The sequence below is a fragment of the Pantoea sp. ARC270 genome, assembly GCF_003236725.1.
GTDB classification, from domain to species: Bacteria; Pseudomonadota; Gammaproteobacteria; order Enterobacterales; family Enterobacteriaceae; genus Pantoea; species Pantoea anthophila.
In genome coordinates this window covers 39,101-56,653 of sequence record NZ_PUGA01000016.1, presented here as the reverse complement: position 1 = coordinate 56,653, position 17,553 = coordinate 39,101, and the positions used below count along the sequence as shown (strand labels likewise).

General features: G+C 56.3%; 19 protein-coding genes. 9 read left to right on the top strand and 10 right to left on the bottom strand.

Annotation, left to right across the window (positions count from 1 at the left end):
* Window positions 1-44 precede the first annotated feature (44 nt).
* Window positions 45-275, bottom strand: coding sequence for a YccJ family protein (locus tag CKF42_RS09715; protein WP_009091011.1), 231 nt, complete (start codon window positions 273-275; stop codon window positions 45-47).
* Window positions 276-295: 20 nt separating this feature from the next.
* Window positions 296-895: an NAD(P)H:quinone oxidoreductase gene (wrbA, locus tag CKF42_RS09710; protein ID WP_009091010.1), complete on the bottom strand. Its 600-nt coding sequence runs from the start codon at window positions 893-895 to the stop codon at window positions 296-298.
* 301 nt (window positions 896-1,196) lie between these two features.
* Between wrbA and CKF42_RS09705 the strand changes: the two genes are divergently transcribed.
* Together CKF42_RS09705 and CKF42_RS09700 are read left to right on the top strand one after the other, a co-directional pair.
* Window positions 1,197-1,370: a general stress protein gene (locus tag CKF42_RS09705; RefSeq protein WP_009091008.1), complete on the top strand. Its 174-nt coding sequence runs from the start codon at window positions 1,197-1,199 to the stop codon at window positions 1,368-1,370.
* 98 nt (window positions 1,371-1,468) lie between these two features.
* Window positions 1,469-2,383, top strand: a complete 915-nt coding sequence (locus tag CKF42_RS09700; protein ID WP_111208073.1) for a DMT family transporter — start codon at window positions 1,469-1,471, stop codon at window positions 2,381-2,383.
* Here the strand turns inward: CKF42_RS09700 and rutG are convergent, their stop codons facing one another.
* The 6 genes from rutG to rutA are packed head-to-tail and all read right to left on the bottom strand — an operon-like array spanning window position 2,384 to window position 7,312.
* Entirely contained in the window at window positions 2,384-3,709 is a 1,326-nt protein-coding gene (gene rutG / locus CKF42_RS09695) for a pyrimidine utilization transport protein G (RefSeq protein WP_111208072.1), read from the bottom strand.
* A gap of 49 nt (window positions 3,710-3,758) precedes the next feature.
* A complete protein-coding gene (gene rutF / locus CKF42_RS09690) occupies window positions 3,759-4,271 on the bottom strand; it encodes an NADH-dependent FMN reductase RutF (protein WP_111208071.1) in 513 nt (170 codons plus the stop codon).
* Between the two features lie 18 nt (window positions 4,272-4,289).
* Window positions 4,290-5,096, bottom strand: a complete 807-nt coding sequence (gene rutD, locus CKF42_RS09685) for a pyrimidine utilization protein D (protein ID WP_111208070.1) — start codon at window positions 5,094-5,096, stop codon at window positions 4,290-4,292.
* Complete coding sequence (gene rutC / locus CKF42_RS09680; RefSeq protein ID WP_009090999.1) at window positions 5,096-5,491, bottom strand: pyrimidine utilization protein C; 396 nt, start codon at window positions 5,489-5,491, stop codon at window positions 5,096-5,098. Before rutC ends, rutD begins: the two co-directional genes overlap by 1 nt.
* A 4-nt stretch (window positions 5,492-5,495) precedes the next feature.
* Window positions 5,496-6,221 carry a pyrimidine utilization protein B gene (gene rutB / locus CKF42_RS09675; RefSeq protein WP_111208091.1) on the bottom strand — a complete coding sequence of 242 codons (726 nt, stop codon included), beginning with the start codon at window positions 6,219-6,221 and terminating at the stop codon, window positions 5,496-5,498.
* Entirely contained in the window at window positions 6,221-7,312 is a 1,092-nt protein-coding gene (gene rutA, locus CKF42_RS09670; protein ID WP_111208069.1) for a pyrimidine utilization protein A, read from the bottom strand. The genes rutB and rutA overlap by 1 nt, the downstream gene beginning before the upstream one ends.
* A gap of 306 nt (window positions 7,313-7,618) precedes the next feature.
* On the opposite strand from rutA, the gene rutR reads away from it, so the two are divergent.
* Both rutR and CKF42_RS09660 read left to right on the top strand, forming a co-directional pair.
* Complete coding sequence (gene rutR, locus CKF42_RS09665) at window positions 7,619-8,254, top strand: HTH-type transcriptional regulator RutR (protein WP_009090993.1); 636 nt, start codon at window positions 7,619-7,621, stop codon at window positions 8,252-8,254.
* A 38-nt stretch (window positions 8,255-8,292) separates the two neighbouring features.
* Window positions 8,293-9,267 carry a metal-dependent hydrolase gene (locus tag CKF42_RS09660; RefSeq protein WP_111208068.1) on the top strand — a complete coding sequence of 325 codons (975 nt, stop codon included), beginning with the start codon at window positions 8,293-8,295 and terminating at the stop codon, window positions 9,265-9,267.
* A 44-nt stretch (window positions 9,268-9,311) separates the two neighbouring features.
* On the opposite strand, the gene cycA is transcribed toward CKF42_RS09660, so the two are convergent.
* A complete protein-coding gene (cycA, locus tag CKF42_RS09655) occupies window positions 9,312-10,712 on the bottom strand; it encodes a D-serine/D-alanine/glycine transporter (RefSeq protein ID WP_046101562.1) in 1,401 nt (466 codons plus the stop codon).
* 287 nt (window positions 10,713-10,999) lie between these two features.
* On the opposite strand from cycA, the gene CKF42_RS09650 reads away from it, so the two are divergent.
* The 3 genes from CKF42_RS09650 to CKF42_RS09640 all read left to right on the top strand — a co-directional run bounded on the left by CKF42_RS09650 (window position 11,000) and on the right by CKF42_RS09640 (window position 14,313).
* Window positions 11,000-11,695 carry an extensin family protein gene (locus tag CKF42_RS09650; protein ID WP_111208067.1) on the top strand — a complete coding sequence of 232 codons (696 nt, stop codon included), beginning with the start codon at window positions 11,000-11,002 and terminating at the stop codon, window positions 11,693-11,695.
* Window positions 11,696-12,859: 1,164 nt separating this feature from the next.
* Window positions 12,860-13,582: a transcriptional regulator SdiA gene (gene sdiA, locus CKF42_RS09645; protein WP_111208066.1), complete on the top strand. Its 723-nt coding sequence runs from the start codon at window positions 12,860-12,862 to the stop codon at window positions 13,580-13,582.
* Window positions 13,583-13,701: 119 nt separating this feature from the next.
* A complete protein-coding gene (locus tag CKF42_RS09640; RefSeq protein WP_033736343.1) occupies window positions 13,702-14,313 on the top strand; it encodes an acyl-homoserine-lactone synthase in 612 nt (203 codons plus the stop codon).
* A 37-nt stretch (window positions 14,314-14,350) separates the two neighbouring features.
* Here CKF42_RS09640 and CKF42_RS09635 read toward each other — a convergent pair whose 3' ends face one another.
* Entirely contained in the window at window positions 14,351-14,575 is a 225-nt protein-coding gene (locus CKF42_RS09635) for a DUF2594 family protein (RefSeq protein ID WP_003849983.1), read from the bottom strand.
* Window positions 14,576-15,005: 430 nt separating this feature from the next.
* On the opposite strand from CKF42_RS09635, the gene uvrY reads away from it, so the two are divergent.
* The gene (uvrY, locus tag CKF42_RS09630) at window positions 15,006-15,665 is read left to right on the top strand and encodes a UvrY/SirA/GacA family response regulator transcription factor (protein WP_009090981.1); all 660 of its coding nucleotides are present in this window, start codon (window positions 15,006-15,008) and stop codon (window positions 15,663-15,665) included.
* A complete protein-coding gene (gene uvrC, locus CKF42_RS09625) occupies window positions 15,658-17,490 on the top strand; it encodes an excinuclease ABC subunit UvrC (RefSeq protein WP_111208065.1) in 1,833 nt (610 codons plus the stop codon). Before uvrY ends, uvrC begins: the two co-directional genes overlap by 8 nt.
* Window positions 17,491-17,553: the final 63 nt, after the last annotated feature.

Below are 17,553 nucleotides of genomic sequence, written 5' to 3'. Positions count from 1 at the left end.
TTGGTGAGCGAAAAAATTGAGGGCGGGAAGATCCCGCCCCTGAATCAGACGTTTTTACGTTCTACGGGTTTGTCATCCCAGGTCAGGAGATCTTTATCGGTTTTTTCAAAGGCGCGAATCAGTACATCGTCACTGCCCTGCTGACGCCAGATCTCTTCTGCCAGTCTCTCATCGTAATCAGCCACTTCGAAAATGGCCTCAGCAATTTCAGGGGAGGTATGACGCAGGCTGGCCCATTCGCCAACGTGATGTGCTTTTGATTGTTCAGTAGACATACTTTTCTCCTTTGATTAAATCAGTCCTGCAGTTTAGTGGTCAGGCTGGCAACATGTTCGCCCTGAAAACGGGCGATGTTCAGCTCCGCTTCCGTGGGCTGACGGGAGCCATCCCCGCCTGCCAGGGTTGTCGCACCATAAGGTGTTCCGCCGCGCACCTGAGAGATATCAAACAACTCTTTGGTGCCGTAGCCGATGGGCACGATCACCATGCCGTGATGCGCCAGGGTGGTCCAGACCGAGGTAATCGTCTGTTCCTGACCGCCGCCGGTGCCGGTTGAGGTGAAGACGCTGGCGACCTTGCCAAACAGGGCACCTGATGCCCACAGGCCGCCGGTGCGATCCCAGAAGGTGCGCATCTGACCGGACATGTTGCCGAAGCGGGTCGGGGTGCCGACGATAATGGCGTCATACTGCGGCAGCACATCCGGCGTTGCCTCTGCCGCCAGCTGATCGGTTTTGCCGCCCACCTCCGCAAAGCGACTGGCCTCCATCGTTTCTGGTACCCGCAGGATATCCACCTCCGCGCCGGGAACCCGACGAGCGCCTTCAGCGACCGCGTTCGCCATCGTTTCGATATGTCCGTACATTGAGTAATAAAGCACCAGAATCTTAGCCATTGATCTCTCCAGGTGGTTTAGACGTCCAGAAAAAGTATAGAAGAGCTTTCGTTTTACGCAGGGGAGGGAAGGAGTGAGCGGGTTTAGCTGTGTAATAATTCCGCAGCTAATCGATTGTAAGCCAGAGGAATGTTCGTTATTTACTCAAATCGGTGGTGAATAGTCTGTTGCTAAATGTGACTGTGCGCGGGGTGAAAGCAGAATCTGGCTATTCTTTAACCATGGGTTGAATCCAGGCCCCGGGCCGTCAGCTCTCGACTTTCTCATTCTTATTTATCGCACTACGCGACAGGAGCACATCATGACAACACATCGTGGCGGTTCAGGTAATTTTGCTGAAAACCGTGAACGTGCCGCAGAGGCGGGACGTAAAGGGGGCAAAAACAGCGGCGGTAATTTTAAAAACGATCCGCAGCGTGCCGCGCGTGCCGGCGAGAAGGGCGGACGCAGCAGTCCGAAGAAAACAGACGCTTAACCCCCTGATAGCCGCCGGTCAGATCCGGCGGTTAACGTCGTTGCTTTTCCCCCTCGCTCTCCTCCACAATGTTGTCCGAATCTTTTATCAGGTGAATTATGTCGGACACTCTCCGCGGCTTATCCCTGCGCCTGACGCGGCAGGAGCTGGTGTTAATCTTTATAACTATGATCTGGGGCGGGACCTTTCTGGTGGTGCATCGGGCGATGCAGCACTCGGGACCGTTCTTTTTCGTCGGTCTGCGTTTTGCCACCGCCGCACTGCTGCTGGCGCTCTTTTTCCGGCGCTATCTCAAAGGAATAACCTGGCTGGAAGTGAAAGCCGGGACGCTGATTGGCCTGTCGATTGCCGGCGGTTACGGTCTACAGACCTGGGGAATGCAGACCATCTCCAGCAGTCAGTCCGCGTTTCTCACTGCGCTCTACGTGCCGGTGGTGCCGCTGCTGCAATGGCTGTTTTTACGACGTCCGCCGGGCATCATGTCATGGCTGGGGATTGTGCTGGCCTTCACCGGTCTGCTGCTGGTGGCGGGGCCGCAGGATGGCCGTATCAGCCTGAATGCCGGGGAGATAGCCACCCTGTTCAGTACGCTGGCGATTGCCGCTGAGATTATCTTAATCAGCCGCTTTGCCAGTCGGGTCGATGTGCGTCGCGTGACGATGATCCAGCTCGCGGTGGCGTCGCTGTGCGCCTTTGCGCTGATGATCCCCAATGGGGAGACGGTACCTGTGATTTCCATGCCGCTGCTGTTCAGTGCGCTGGGACTGGGCGCCGCCAGCGCACTGATTCAGGTCACGATGAACTGGGCGCAGCGCAGCGTGTCACCCACGCGTGCCACGGTTATTTACGCCGGTGAGCCGGTCTGGGCGGGCGTGGTCGGACGTATCGCCGGTGAGCGGCTGCCTGCACTGGCGCTGATGGGTGGGGCGCTGATTGTCTGTGGCGTGATTGTCAGTGAACTGCGGCTGAAACGAAAGAAAGCGGTGCAGCCTGCTGCCCCACCGCTGGAGTAGTTAACCCTGCTGACGCGCCAGCTTATCCTGCTGCATGGCGCGGTTACGGCGCAGAATGGCATTGAGGATAATGGCCCCAAAGGTCGCCGTGCCGATGCCGCCCAGCGTGAATGAACCGATTTTAAGCGCAAAGTCACCTGCGCCAAGGACCAGCGTCGTCGCCACCATGATCAGGTTACTGTTCTGGCCTAAATCGACCTGATTCTGTACCCAGATGCGCGCGCCCGCCACCGCAATCAGTCCGAAGACCACAATCGAGGCACCGCCGATCACCGGCGCCGGAATGGTGTGGATCAGCGCACCGAACTTCGGCGAGAAACCGGCCAGGATCGCGATGACCGCCGCAGCAACAAATGCCAGCGTCGAGTAGACCTTGGTCACCGCCATCACCCCGATGTTTTCCGCATAGGTGGTCACCCCGCTGCCGCCGATTGAACCGGAGAGCATCGTGGCAAGACCATCGCCCACAAAGGCGCGTCCCATATACGGGTCGAGGTTGCGTCCGGTCATGCCCGCTACCGCTTTCAGGTGGCCGAGGTTCTCCGCCACCAGGATAATGGCGACGGGGGCGATTAATACCATCGCATGCAGATCAAAGGTCGGCGAGGTGGTATGCGGCAGACCAAACCACGCCGCCTGTGACAGCGCCGTAAAATCCACCGGCTTGCCCAGTCCCATAACGTTAGTCAGCAGGGCATAGATCGCCCACGCCAGAATCAGCCCCACCAGAATCAGCAGGCGCTGAACCATTCCGCGGGTAAAGACGGCCACCAGGCCAATACATAACACGGTCATCACCGCGATCCAGCTGTCGAAGGCGGAGGCGGAGACGCTGTGCACCGCAATCGGTGCCAGGTTCAGCCCGATAGCCATCACCACGGCTCCGGTCACCACGGGCGGCATCAGATTCTCAATCCAGCGGGTGCCGAATTTCATTACCACCACGCCTATCAGCGTATAGAGCAGGCCGCAGGCGATGACGCCACCCAGCGCCACACTGAGGTTAGGGTTCAGTCCCTGACCGCTGAAACCGGTCACCGCAATCACAACGCCCACAAACGCGGCGCTTGACCCGAGATAGCTGGGCACGCGACCGCCGGTAATAAAGAAGAACAGCAGGGTCCCTATCCCGGAGACCAGAATCGCCAGATTGGGATCCAGTCCCATCAGCAGCGGCATCAGCACCGTTGCGCCAAACATCGCCACCGCGTGCTGTAAACCCAGCACCAGCGTCTGCCCCGCAGGCAGTGTCTCATCCGGGGCGATAATACCGTTTTCTGTTAAAGCCGACTTCTTTTGCCATTGCGGAAACCAGGATCGTGCCATCGTCTACTCCAGAGCGTTATGAATGCCGGTGGGTTTCAGGGAAGGGTTATCAGGCTTCCTGCCGCATCAGGGGATGGTATCCCCGGTCAAACCAGGCCAGGCCGTGAGAATCGTCGTTGCGCACCACGGCCAGGACTTCACAGAACAGGGTGTCATGGGTGCCGACGCTGACAATCTGAGTGATCCGGCAGTCAAAGGAGGCGACCGCGCCGCTCAGCACCGGCGAGCCGGTAACGGCCGTCGACCACTCTGCAGCCACAAACCGCTCAGCCATCGGGGTTTTACCACCAAACAGCGTGGAGAGCGCTTCATGGCCCGCTGCCAGGGTGTTGACGCAGAGCTGCATGTTTTCGCGGAACACCGGATAGACCGAGGCCGAACGGTTCAGGCAGACCAGCAGTGTAGGGGGCGCATCCGTGACACTGCACACCGCAGAGGCGGTGAAGCCTGCGCGTCCGGCAGGACCTTCCGTGGTAATGATGTTGACCGCCGCGCCCAGGCGCGACATCGCATGACGAAAGGCCGTTTTGTCAACGGCAGGGGCAAGGGTATCCAGGCTCATAATCTTCTCCGCAAAAGCTTAGACGACGCGCTGCAGGGGCTGCACGTCATCGGTCTGATCCAGCCACTGCAGCAGCAGGGCATTAAAGGTTTCGGCGTCGGTGACGCTCATGGCGTGTCCGCCCCAGGCCATTCTCTGCTCCGTGGCGTTGGGCAGGGCGGCAGCCAGCACGGATGAACAGCTCCACGGCACCAGCAGGTCATCTTCACTGGCGATCACCAGCACCGGTTGCGGGATTGCGGCTGCCCGGGCGCTGAAATCTGCGCTCATCAGGGCGTGCAGCCGGCGCATCAGGTTTTCCATGCCCTGAAAATGGGCGACATGATGACTGTCCTCCTGCTCAAGCCGCGTCTGATGCTGCGCCATCCATTCTGCCGGATAGAGAAACAGCGGCTGAGCACGGACAAAGGCCTCCACGCCGACGTTCAGCAGCAGATCCTGGCGCACCTGAAAGCAGCGGCGGGTATGGGGATGCAGCGACAGCCAGCCGTTGATCACCACGATCCGCTCGATCCGCTCCGGGTAATCCAGCGCCAGCTGCATCCCCAGCAGGCCACCCAGCGCATGACCAATCAGGCTGAAGCGCAGGATGCCGTGCTGCGCCAGCGCATCGGCCAGCTCCGCCGCCATCATCGCCATACTGTAGCCCTCCGGCAGCGTGTCAGCGCTGCGTCCGGTGCCGCGCTGGTCATAACAGACCACCCGATAGCGTGTCGTCAGCGCCGCCAGCTGTGGCTGCCAGAAACCGGCTACGCCGCCCAGCCCGGAGGAGAGCACCAGCGTCGGTGCATCGGGATTTTGCAGGCCCAGAATATCCAGCTGCATCAGACCTCCGGCTTGCCAATGTGGGCCACGCTGGCGATCTCAATCAGCGCATCCGGTTTGACCAGCCCGCACTGAATACAGAATCGGGCGGGTTTATCGCCGGGAAAGTAGTCGGCGTAGACCTGGTTCACCGCACCATAGTTTGCCCAGTCGGTGATAAAAATAGAGTTGAAGGTGACATCCGCCATCGTGCCACCCGCGGTTTCAATCACCTTTTTAATGGTTTCCAGTACGTGGCGGGTCTGCGCGGCGGCATCCCCGACATGCACCACGTTGTTGTCAGCATCAAACGGCAGCGTGCCCGAAACATAGACCACGCCATCTGCCAGCGTGCCAGGGACAAACGGGGCGATGGGCGTCGTGGTACCCGGTGGAACAATGATACTTTTTGGCATAGCGTCATCCTCGGTGATCAGGGGCTTTCAGGCTTTCGCAGAAGGTATCGACATCCGATACCCAGCCAAAAAAGGTTTCGATATTGAACAGCGCCGCCTGCTGGGCAAATGGCGGGCCTGCCTGGTAGGTTGCGTCTTCCAGCACCACGCCGAAGTACTCCAGAAAGAAGCCGTCGCGCAGCGTCGATTCCACACAGACGTTGGTGGCAATGCCGGTAAAGATCAGATGACGAATGCCGCGACTGCGCAGCATGCTGTCGAGCGGCGTGTTATAGAAGCCGCTGTAGCGCGATTTAGGCAGCACAATGTCCCCGGGCTGCGGCACCAGTTCATCCACCAGTGCGTAATCCCAGCCGCCTTTAGAAAGCAGCGTGCCCTGCAGTTCAGGTCGTTTGCGCATGGTTTTCAGCGCATTAGATTTGTGGAAGTTGGGCGAACCGGCATCACCGGCTTCAACATAGTCACTGTCCCAGCCGTTCTGGAACCAGATAATCTGCACGCCTGCGGCACGCGCCGCCGTCACTGCCTGATGAATCTTCGCTATCACCGGTTGCGTGGCGGAAACATCAAAGCCCGCCAGGTCAAGATAACCCCCTTCAGTGGCGTAGGCGTTCTGCATATCGACCACGATCAGCGCACTCTGACCGGGTGGAAAAGCAATCGGCTCTGGCCGGGCTGGCAGTTCGACCTGAGTCACGTCAGGCGTGTGAGCGCAGTAAACGGTATTCATCATGCCACCTCCTTCTGTGCATCCAGCAGGGCGCTGCGACAGCGCATCAGCGGCTGGATGTGCTGTCCGAAGTTCTCGATTCCTTCCAGGAAATCATCAAAGGTCAGCAGCACGCCGTGGGTGCCTTCAACCTGAGCCACTTCATCCAGCATCCGCGCCACGCTGGCCCAGGAGCCGACCAGGGTACCCATATTGATGTTGACGGCAGAGGTGGGGTCGGCCATCTGGCGCACGTTGGTGTCGCTGCCCGATTTGGTATCCTGCTGACTCTGGGTGGTCAGCCAGGAAAGCGCCTCTTCATCGGCACCGGCTTTATAGTGTTCCCACTTCGCCCGCGCTTCCTCATCGGTTTCCGCGGCAATAATCATGAACAGGACGTAGGAGCCGACGTCGCGACCGGCTTTCTCCGCCGCCTGTTTCATGCGAAGCGAGGTTGAGCTGAACGCGGCAGGGGTGTTTACCCCTTTGCCAAAGCAGAAGTTGTAATCGGCATACTGTGCGGAGAAGGCCATACCGGCGTCGCTCTGACCGGCGCAGATGACCTTCATCGGGCGCTGCGGCTGCGGACTGACGCGACAGTCGTTCATGGTGAAGAATTCACCTTTAAAGTCCGATTTTCCGGTGCCCCACAGGTCGCGCAGCACGGTAACGTATTCGGTCAGATAGGCGTAGCGGCTGCTGAAGTACTCATCGCCAGGCCACATACCCATCTGTTCATATTCCGGTTTCTGCCAGCCGGTGACCAGGTTGACGCCGAAACGGCCGCCAGAGATGGAGTCAATGGTGGACGCCATGCGCGCCACAATGGCCGGTGGCAGCGTCAGGGTGGCGGCAGTGGCATAAATTTCAATACGTGAGGTGACGGCCGCCAGACCAGCCATCAGGGTGAATGATTCCAGGTTATGATCCCAGAATTCTGTTTTTCCGCCGAAGCCGCGCAGTTTGATCATCGAAAGCGCAAAGTCGAAATGGTAATGCTCTGCTTTCAGTACGATTGCCTTGTTGAGTTCGAAGGTTGGCATGTACTGCGGTGCATTGGAGGAGATCAGCCAGCCATTGTTACCAATCGGAATAAAGACGCCTATCTTCATGTGAAACCTCGTTGCGATGGGGGAAAGGTGTTTCACGCGCGGCACTGCATCCTGCCTCATCCCTGTGGGCTGCGCTCAGTCACAATTTTGCAAACCCTGTGCCACAATTTTTAATTGTTTATATAACAATGGGTTAAAATGAAGAGCAAAAATAAAAGTGGAGTGACTGGTCCATTTCAGACCGTTTGGTCAAAATTCGCTGCACGTTTTCCATGCAGGCTGAGCAAAAAAGGTGCAGCACGCTGGTTAGGCAGCCAGAGATCCCTTTGCTATGATGCGATGACACCTGACGGATGAGGTAAGGCAGTGAAAACCGATGAAAAAAAGCCAACGCGTCGTTCACGCGCGGTGGCGGCAAAGCGAGCGGCGATACTGGATGCGGCGCTGACCCTGTTCTCGCAGTTTGGTATTCATGGCACCAGCCTCGATAAGGTGGCCGAGCTGGCAGACGTTTCCAAAACCAATCTGCTCTACTATTTTCCCTCGAAAGAGGCGCTCTATGTGGCGGTGCTGAAACAGATTCTGGATGTCTGGCTGGCGCCGCTGCGCGCGCTGGCGCACGATCAGGATCCGCTGATGGCCATCCGACGCTATATCCGGCTGAAGCTGGAGGTGTCGCGGGATCATCCTCAGGCCTCCCGGCTGTTCTGCCTGGAGATGCTGCAGGGCGCACCGCTGCTGAAAGGGGAGCTGGCGGGCGACCTCAAGCAACTGGTGGATGATAAGGCGGCGATAATTGAGCGCTGGATTGATGAAGGGCGTCTGGCTGGCGTCCAGCCGCAGCATCTGATCTTTATGCTCTGGGCCACTACGCAGCACTATGCCGATTTCGCCACGCAGGTGGAGGCGGTGACCGGACAGACCCTCAGCGACGCCGCGTTCTTTGAGCAGACTGTCGAGAACGTTCAGCGCATGATCATTGAAGGCATCCGCGTACGCTGATTCCGCCCAGATTCACGATTCGGTAACGGAGTTAATCTATGGATTCTGTTTCGCAGTGGGTACTGGGCGCCTCCGTCAGCGTCGCGGTGATGGGGCGTCGGGTTCCGATCTGGCAGGCGGCACTGGTTGGGGGTGTCTGCGGCACCCTGCCCGATCTGGATGTCTTTATCGATCATGGCGATGCAATACGCAACATGACGCTGCATCGCACCGAAAGTCATGCGCTGCTCTGGCTCACGCTGATCTCCCCGCTGGTTGCCTGGCTGGTGGCGGGGCTGTGTCGTCAACGGGTGGCATGGCGGGCGTGGTGGCCCGCCATCTGGCTGGCACTGATCACGCACCCGCTGCTCGACCTGATGACGGTGTATGGCACCCAGCTTGGCCTGCCGCTCACTGACTTTCCCTATGCGATTGGCAGCATCTACATTATCGATCCCCTCTATACGCTGCCGCTGCTGGTGGGGCTGGCTGTGGCGCTCTGGCGTGGCGGTGAACGGGGGCTGCGCGGCAACCGGCTGGGATTAACGCTGAGCTCGCTTTATCTGGTCTGGAGCGTGGTGATTCAGGGCGTGGCAGGCTGGCAGATCCGGCAGTCGCTGACCGGGCAGGGGATTCCGACCGATAAGGTACTGGTGACGCCAACGGCGTTCAATACGCTGGTCTGGCGCAGTGTGATCCTGACCGGCGACCGCTATGGCGAAGCTTACTGGTCGTTACTGTCGCCTTCGCGTCCGCTACAGGTGACGTGGTATCCGCGTCATCCCGAACTTTACAAAGGGTTTCGTGGCAGCTGGTATGCAGAACGCGTCGCCTGGTTCAGCCACGGTTTTTATGCCCTGCGTGAGCAGGATGGGCAGACGACGATAGCTGACCTGCGTATGGGCGAAGGGGAAAAGTATACCTTTACCTTTGGTCTCGGCACGCCTCAGCAGCCCGTTCCCCGGCCGCAGCGCTTGCCTTCTGAACGGCCTTCGTTGTCCGCCAGCTTTTCTGCGCTGGGTGAACGCCTGTAAAAAAGCCCGGTCATCTGACCGGGCTTCCTCTCTGACAGGCTGAACTAGCGACTGCGTGAGCCGCGATGACGCAGCCACCAGCCTACACCCAGCAGGGCGAACCAGAGTGGCGTCACCATCAGCGCCTGACGCGTATCATCCTGCAGGGTCAGCAGCACCAGCACAAAGGCAAAGAAGGCCATGCAGACCCAGCACATCAGCTTGCCCAGCGGCATCTTAAAGCCGGATTCCGCATGACGCTGCGGATGCTTTTTGCGATAGGCCAGATAGCTGCACAGGATAATAGTCCAGACAAACATAAACAGAATTGCCGAGACGGTGGTTACCAGGGTGAAGACCGTCATCACATCCGGGATCAGGTAGATTAACGCCACGCCCGCCAGCAGGCAGAAGCAGGAGAAAAACAGACCGGTGGTCGGGACGGCGCGGGCTGAGAGCCGGCCAAAGGCGCGGCTGGCAACCCCCTGCTGTGACAGACCATAGAGCATCCGGCTGGTGGAGAAGATGCCACTGTTCGCGGAGGAGGCTGCTGAGGTCAGCACCACAAAATTGACGATACTCGCGGCAGCGGGCAGGCCAATCAGGACAAACATCTCAACAAACGGGCTGCGATCGGCCATCACCTGGGTCCATGGCGTCACCGCCATAATGACCATCAGCGCCAGCACATAAAACATAATGACCCGCAGCGGGATGGCATTTATCGCGCGTGGCAGGACTTTATGCGGATCGTGAGTCTCTGCTGCCGCCGTGCCAACCAGTTCAATCCCGACAAAGGCGAACACCGCAATCTGGAATCCGGCAAAGAAGCCGCTGAGCCCTTTCGGGAACAGTCCGCCATGATCCCAGATGTTGCTCAGTGCCGCCGTACCGCCGCCCGGAGAGGGGTAGTGGATGGAGACCAGCACAATGCCGGTCACGATCAGCGCGACAATGGCGACGATTTTAATAATCGCAAACCAGAACTCCATCTCGCCGAACAGCTTGACGGTCGCAATGTTAAGCGCCAGAAAGACCACCACGCAGAGCAGGGCGCTCATCCAGATCGAGAAGCCCGGAAACCAGAGCTGGAAATAGGCGCTGATGGCCACCACGTCCGCGATGCCGGTGACCACCCAACAGAACCAGTAGGTCCAGCCGGTAAAGTAGCCTGCCCAGGGGCCGAGCAGATCCGCGGCAAAGTCGCTGAACGATTTATACTCCAGATTGGAGAGCAGTAGTTCTCCCATCGCGCGCATGACAAAGAACAGCATAAAGCCGATGATCATATAGACGAAAATGATCGAGGGGCCGGCCAGGCTGATGGTTTTACCTGAACCCATAAACAGGCCGGTTCCGATCGCGCCGCCGATGGCGATCAGCTGAATGTGTCGGTTGTGCAGGTTGCGCCGTAGCTTGTCGGGGCCTTCCTGCGTCAAGGGGGCATCTTTAGATTGATCGACCATAGAATACTCTTTCCTGTCTTGATGTTGTGTCAGCTCTGCTGGCTGATAATGAATAGCCTTACCCGAAGGGCTGGTCGGCATAAGATAGAGGAAGTCACCCCAAAGCCGGTAACAGTTTTTTACCTGATGTGACTCCGGCCATGGTCAGCCAGAGCAATCGTTGCGCATTCTGGTTAATCGTGCGTCAGCCAGGGTAAGGATTCATCACGTTATGTCAGTTGCACAGCGCAGCGTGAATCTGGCTTCTACACTTTTTGTTTGCTAATCATCATGCTGCGAGAGGGGTTATGCGCACGCTTATCCTGTTTTTGCTGTTAATCGCGCTGGGCTGGATGAGCCTGCCATGGCTGAAGCAGCATCTGCCACCGCAGTTCAATCCCTTTACCCCGCTCGCCGTCACCGATCCTCCGGGCTGGATGACGCAGCTTAAGATGAAACGGCTGGCCAGCGATCCTGATGCCTGCCTTGCCGTGATGCGCCGCGCTCAGCAGGCCGGTTGGGTGACGTTCAGCGAACGACCGGCAGTGACGGGCAACTGTCCCCTCAGCCACCCGCTGCGCATTCAGCGATTTGGTCCGGTGAGCCTCAGCAGCAGCTTTCTGGCGAGCTGTCCGATGGCGGTTGCCAGTACGATGTATGCCCTGCGCAGTCGTCAACAGACCGCCAGGGATATGCAGAGTCCACTGGTACGGATTACGCATGTTGGCAGCTACGCCTGCCGTAACATTTATCATCGCGCGCAGGGGCGATTGAGTGAACATGCCACCGCCGATGCCTGGGATGTGACCGGCTTCCAGCTGGCAGATGGTCAGCGGCTTGAGGTCAGTCGTCACTGGCAGCAGCCCGGGCAAAAAGCGGCCATGCTGCATACCTTGTGGCGGGGGGGATGTGAGGTGTTTGGCAATGCGCTGGGCCCGGATTACAACACGGCCCACGCTTCACATTTTCATCTGGGGATGCGGGGCGCGGGCTATTGCCGGTAAATCATCAATCAGGACTAATACCATCTTTGATTAATAATTGATCGGCTATCTGTAAAAATTCAGTCCAGTTATCTGCTGGAATCTGGCACCGGCCGGAAATCATTCATTCGCTGACAGAACAACATTAAGGCATTTGATTTTAGTGCCATCTATTTAAAGAGTAAAACTGTCCGCCGAATAAATGCGCTATTCCCTTTTTCTCCTCTCTCATCAAATACTCGTTACTGAGCGACAGAATGAAAATATTTCACCATGCAGACAGCCGAATTAAGTTAAATGAGAAGGGAAAATTAACAAATGCGCTGGGGCGTTATCTCTGTTTTTTTACAGGCAGGATTATTTTTCAGATAGTTTAACCCGGTGACTACCTTTAATGTCATTCTGCTGACTAAACTACGATAAAGGGTGAGCCTGCTAACGAAACAGCCGCTTCGCTTTTAACGGGATCGAAATCAGGCTGAAGAGATAAGTAAGGCTTATCAGGAAGCGGTTTTTGCCTGACCTTTTCTTTTGCAGGCTGTCAGGATGATAAACAGCAAAAAGCCGCCAGATGGCAGAAGAAAATAGAGGGTGGTCAGGAGCTGCGGGTTAACTTAAGCAACAGAACTGGCGCAGGTCTGCAGAAAAACGCAGCACAACATTTGTGGTCCTGAGCCTGCAGCGGCAGGCCAGCGAGCCTCTCCGCCTGCCTCGCCGCGTTTCCCGGCGGCTGGATGATCCGGCAGCCAGCTGCATGCCGGAGAGATTTAAAAACGCCGATCTTATTTCCTGATGAGAAATATGTTAGCGGTTCCCAGGGAGGCAGCGTTAATCGAATTGAATTAACGTCTTGTTTACTCATTATTTACTCAATAAGCAGTAGCGCTATTTATTATTTCCGCCCCATTTGCAAATTTGCGGTAAAGTGTCACCAGGTGACAGGCATTGAAATCCCATAAGAAAAATCTTATTCTTAGGGTGTGATTGAAAATCGTGTGACCAACCTCACATTGCCCGGACAGGGACACGTTTTCACTCCGCCATGACGATGAAAGGTAAAAGGTGCTTCATCAGGCAACGGATTCATCTCTGACGATATATTCATTTTTTCTGAAAAATTTAAACTCTCTGATGAGTCTGATTGAATAGCATCGGAAGGGCGGGTGAAAATAATGCTGAGGCAATATGAGTAGTGAAAATTATTTCGCCTGGCGAAGCAGTGTGAAAGAACAATTTCAGGCATTAACGACCTCATCTGAATTGAAGGCGTTATTGCAACATTTTACGGAATCATTAGGCTTCGATTATTTTGCTTTTTTGATTCAGCACCCGGTGCCATTTACCCGACCGCGCATTCATTTATACAGCACCTATCCCACATTATGGGTTAAGCGCTATGAGAAGCAGAATTATTACGCGGTGGACCCGGTGCTCAGCTTGTGTCAGCGACCCGGGAGGGGGATGGCATGGACGGAGGCGCAGTTTGCTGACGCAGGCAACCTGTGGCGGGAGTCGCGGGAATATGGGCTTCAGAGCGGTTTTTCTTGCTCTGCAATGGCACCAAATCGCGTCATTGGTATATTATCTATATCGTCCCAACAGCCCATTTCTGTCCAGCTCCGCCATGCTGAGCTGGAGGTGAAACTCCACCTTTTAGCGGAACTAAGCCTGGATACGCTGGAACGCTTTAGCGATGATGCGATGATGGTACTGAAAAATGCGTTAAGTCAGCGCGAGCTGGAAATTCTGAAATGGACAGCCGAAGGAAAAACGGCGGTCGAGATTTCACTTATTTTATCCATCTCTGAACATACCGTTAACTTTCATCAAAAAAATATGCAAAAGCGTTTCAATGTTTCCAATAAAACGCAGATTGCCTGTTATGCAGCCGCAATCGGACTGATTTGAACATCAACAACTGCCACCTTTGGCAGTTTCTTTGTACGGGTCAGTTGTCTACCCTGCGCCGGAACTTTGCCAGGCTGGCGCAAAAAATCATAGCAACATGGGGATGTCAGAGGCGCATGATGAAAATAGTGCAAACGCAGTTAAAGGATATGCCATCCTCTTTGCTCGCCGAACTGGGCAGCTACCGTTACAGCGTCTTTGCGCGCGGCGAAGGGTGGTCTATTCCGCCGCGCCTGAGCACGCCAGGACAGGAGTATGATCGCTACGATCGTTCAGATGTGACCTGGCTGATCGCATGGAATGCCCGTGCAGGGATCTGCGGCTGTGCCCGCCTGATGCCCTGGTTTGAGCCTGAGCAGAGTGAAGGCATCGTGCTGCCTTTCAGCCATGAGAAAGTCTGGGAAATGTCGCGCTTCTCTGCACGCCTGGACGTGGATGCCGAACTGCCGCTGAACATACTCTGGCACGCGGTACAGCTGGCGGAACTGCACGGCATGGAGTACATCATCAGTTCGGCAACGCCAATGCTGGAGAAGATGTTTGAGCAGCATCAGGTGGTCTATGAGCCACTCACACCCGGCCTGATTCTGTCAGAAGATAATCTGTTTGCGATCCGTATTCCGGTGACTCAGCCTGCGCTGGCAGAGAAGTATCGGGGCACCCGACGCTTCAGCCCGGAAGAGGTGCTGCCGACGCTGGGTGTGTCGGTCAACTGGCAGTCGCATAATTAGGTCAATTGCCCCCGCGGCTGGGGGCAACACAACACGCTTACTGACGGTAGGCGGTTTTAATCTGCTTGATGGTATTGCTGAACACTTCCGCCTGCGGTTTGTCGCCCAGCGTCTGTACATAGCGTTCCATGTTAATAATCACTTTTCCCGCATCAGCCTGACCCATCCCTTTCAGAATCAGGGTGATCATCATCTTCAGCCCCGCGATTTCATCCGCTAATTTCCGGGCTTCCTGGGAAGTTGCAAAATCTTCATCGCTCATGAGTTTCTCCTTGGTGAATGACAATGTGTCGGCAATCTGTCCGCACAGCAGTGCGTGAGTATACCACAGGGGAGGTAAGTTGCTGATGGTGCCGGTCCGCTTTGCCGTTAAAGGCCGTTTCGTCCAGCACAACTAATCAATCGCTGAAAGTAATCACACGATTGACTGGCCCGGAGCGGACAGCAATGCGTTGTAGACAGGATTACCGAACGCGGTTGTTAATCTTCTGAAATACAGAGCATTTAATCAATATGCAACGATGCTGATGATGAGCAGAAAAGTCTGATGCGACGCGCCACGCCCGGCTGAGGGTAATGATGCAATGCGTCCACTGTTTTGCTTTGTTGATGTGCTTTTGGGGCAAAAGCGGGTATGATTACCGCTCACATTACCTGATTGCTTCCTCTTTTTAGCCTCTGGAGTTTCCCCGTTGATCAGTGTGCTTCTTGTTGATGACCATGAACTTGTCCGTGCCGGGATCCGTCGTATCCTGGAGGATGTTAAAGGGCTGGCCGTGGTCGGAGAGGTTAACTGCGGCGAGGATGCGGCCAAATGGTGCCGGTCCAATCAGGTGGATGTCATTCTGATGGACATGAATATGCCGGGTATTGGCGGGCTGGAAGCGACGCGAAAAATCGTGCGCTACAACCCCGATATCAAAATTATCATGCTGACTATCCATACCGAAAATCCGCTGCCTGCCAAAGTCATGCAGGCGGGGGCTGCGGGTTACCTCAGTAAAGGGGCCGCGCCGCAGGAAGTTATCAACGCGATTCGTTCGGTCAATGCCGGCCAGCGCTACATCGCGTCAGACATCGCCCAGCAGATGGCTCTGAGCCAGATTGAACCACAAAAAGCGGAATCTCCCTTCAGCTGTTTGTCGGAAAGGGAATTGCAGATTATGCTGATGATCACCCGAGGACAAAAGGTGACGGAAATTTCCGAGCAGTTAAATCTCAGTCCTAAAACCGTTAACAGTTACCGCTATCGGATGTTCAGCAAACTGAATATCAGTGGCGACGTCGAGTTAACGCATCTGGCCATTCGACATGGCCTCTACAATGCGGAGCCGTTAATCAGTAGTGAATGACGTTTTTGATTCCAGAGCCTTTCTGAGTACGGTAACCAGCAAGCCCGGTGTTTACCGCATGTATGACGCCTCAGGCACCGTCATCTATGTGGGCAAAGCCAAAGACCTGAAGAAGCGTTTGACCAGCTACTTCCGCACGCAGGTCGGCAGCCGCAAAACCGAAGCGCTGGTCAGCAATATCCAGCACATCGATGTCACCGTAACCCATACCGAAACCGAAGCGCTGCTGCTTGAGCATAACTACATCAAGCTCTATCAGCCGCGCTATAACGTCCTGCTGCGCGATGATAAATCGTATCCCTACATATTCCTCAGCAGCGATACTCATCCACGTCTGGCGATGCACCGTGGCGCAAAACATGCCAAAGGCGAATATTTCGGTCCGTTTCCGAATGGCTACGCGGTGCGTGAAACCCTGGGCCTGCTGCAAAAAGTGTTCCCTATCCGCCAGTGCGAAAACAGCGTCTACCGCAATCGCTCCCGGCCCTGTCTGCAATATCAGATAGGCCGCTGCCTGGGTCCCTGTGTGGCCGGGCTGGTCAGTGAAGAGGAGTATGCGCAGCAGACCGACTATGTGCGCCTGTTCCTGGCCGGTAAAGATGATCAGGTGCTTAATCAGCTGGTCAGACGCATGGAAGAGGCGAGTACCGGACTGCGTTTTGAAGAGGCGGCACGACTGCGCGACCAGATTCAGGCCGTGCGGCGGATTACTGAAAAGCAGTTTGTCTCAAATCAGGGTGATGACCTCGATGTCATGGGCGTAGCGTACGACGCCGGTATGGCCTGTCTTCACGTGCTCTTTATTCGTCAGGGTAAAGTATTGGGTAGCCGCAGCTACTTCCCGAAAGTCCCGGTGGATACCGATCTGGCCGAGGTGGTGCAGACCTTTGTCGGGCAGTTCTATCTGCAGGGCAGTGAGGCTCGCACCCTGCCAGGTGACATCCTGCTGGACTTTACCCTGCCAGAACGCGAACTGCTGGCTGAGTCTCTGAGTGAACTGGCGGGACGCCGGGTTAACATTCAGAGCAAGCCGCGCGGCGATCGCGCCCGTTACCTGAAGCTGGCGCGCACCAATGCCGCGACCGCCTTAACCACGCGTCTCTCTCAGCACTCCACCATTCATCAACGCCTGATGGCGCTGGCGGAGTTCCTTGAGCTTGACCGGATCACGCGCATGGAGTGTTTCGATATCAGTCACACCATGGGTGAGCAGACCATCGCCTCCTGCGTGGTCTTTGACCAGAACGGTCCGCTTCGGGCCGATTATCGCCGCTACAACATCAGTGGCATTACACCGGGCGATGACTACGCCGCCATGAACCAGGTGCTGCGTCGCCGCTATGGCAAAGCCATTGAGGAAGAGAAGATCCCGGATGTCATTCTGATTGATGGCGGTAAAGGGCAGCTGGCGCAGGCGATACAGGTCTTTGCGGAACTGGACGTGCCCTGGGATAAGACGCGGCCGATTCTGCTCGGCGTGGCTAAAGGCAGCGATCGTAAAGCCGGACTGGAGACGCTCTTCTTTGAAGCCGAAGGTGAGGGCGTTTCGCTGCCGCCTGATTCGCCCGCGCTGCATGTGATCCAGCACATTCGTGACGACGCTCACAATCATGCGATTTCGGGCCACCGTAAAAAACGGGCGAAAGTGAAGAACACCAGTGCACTGGAGAGCATCGAAGGGGTGGGGCCAAAACGACGTCAGCAACTGCTCAAGTACATGGGGGGCCTGCAACCGCTGATGAATGCGTCGGTGGAGGAGATCGCCAATGTGCCGGGTATCTCTCATGCGCTGGCAGAAAAAATATACTACTCACTGAAACACTAGCATTGAAACGGGGGGGGCAATGTAGGAACATAGGCTAAATTCTACCTATATCCAGACAGTTAC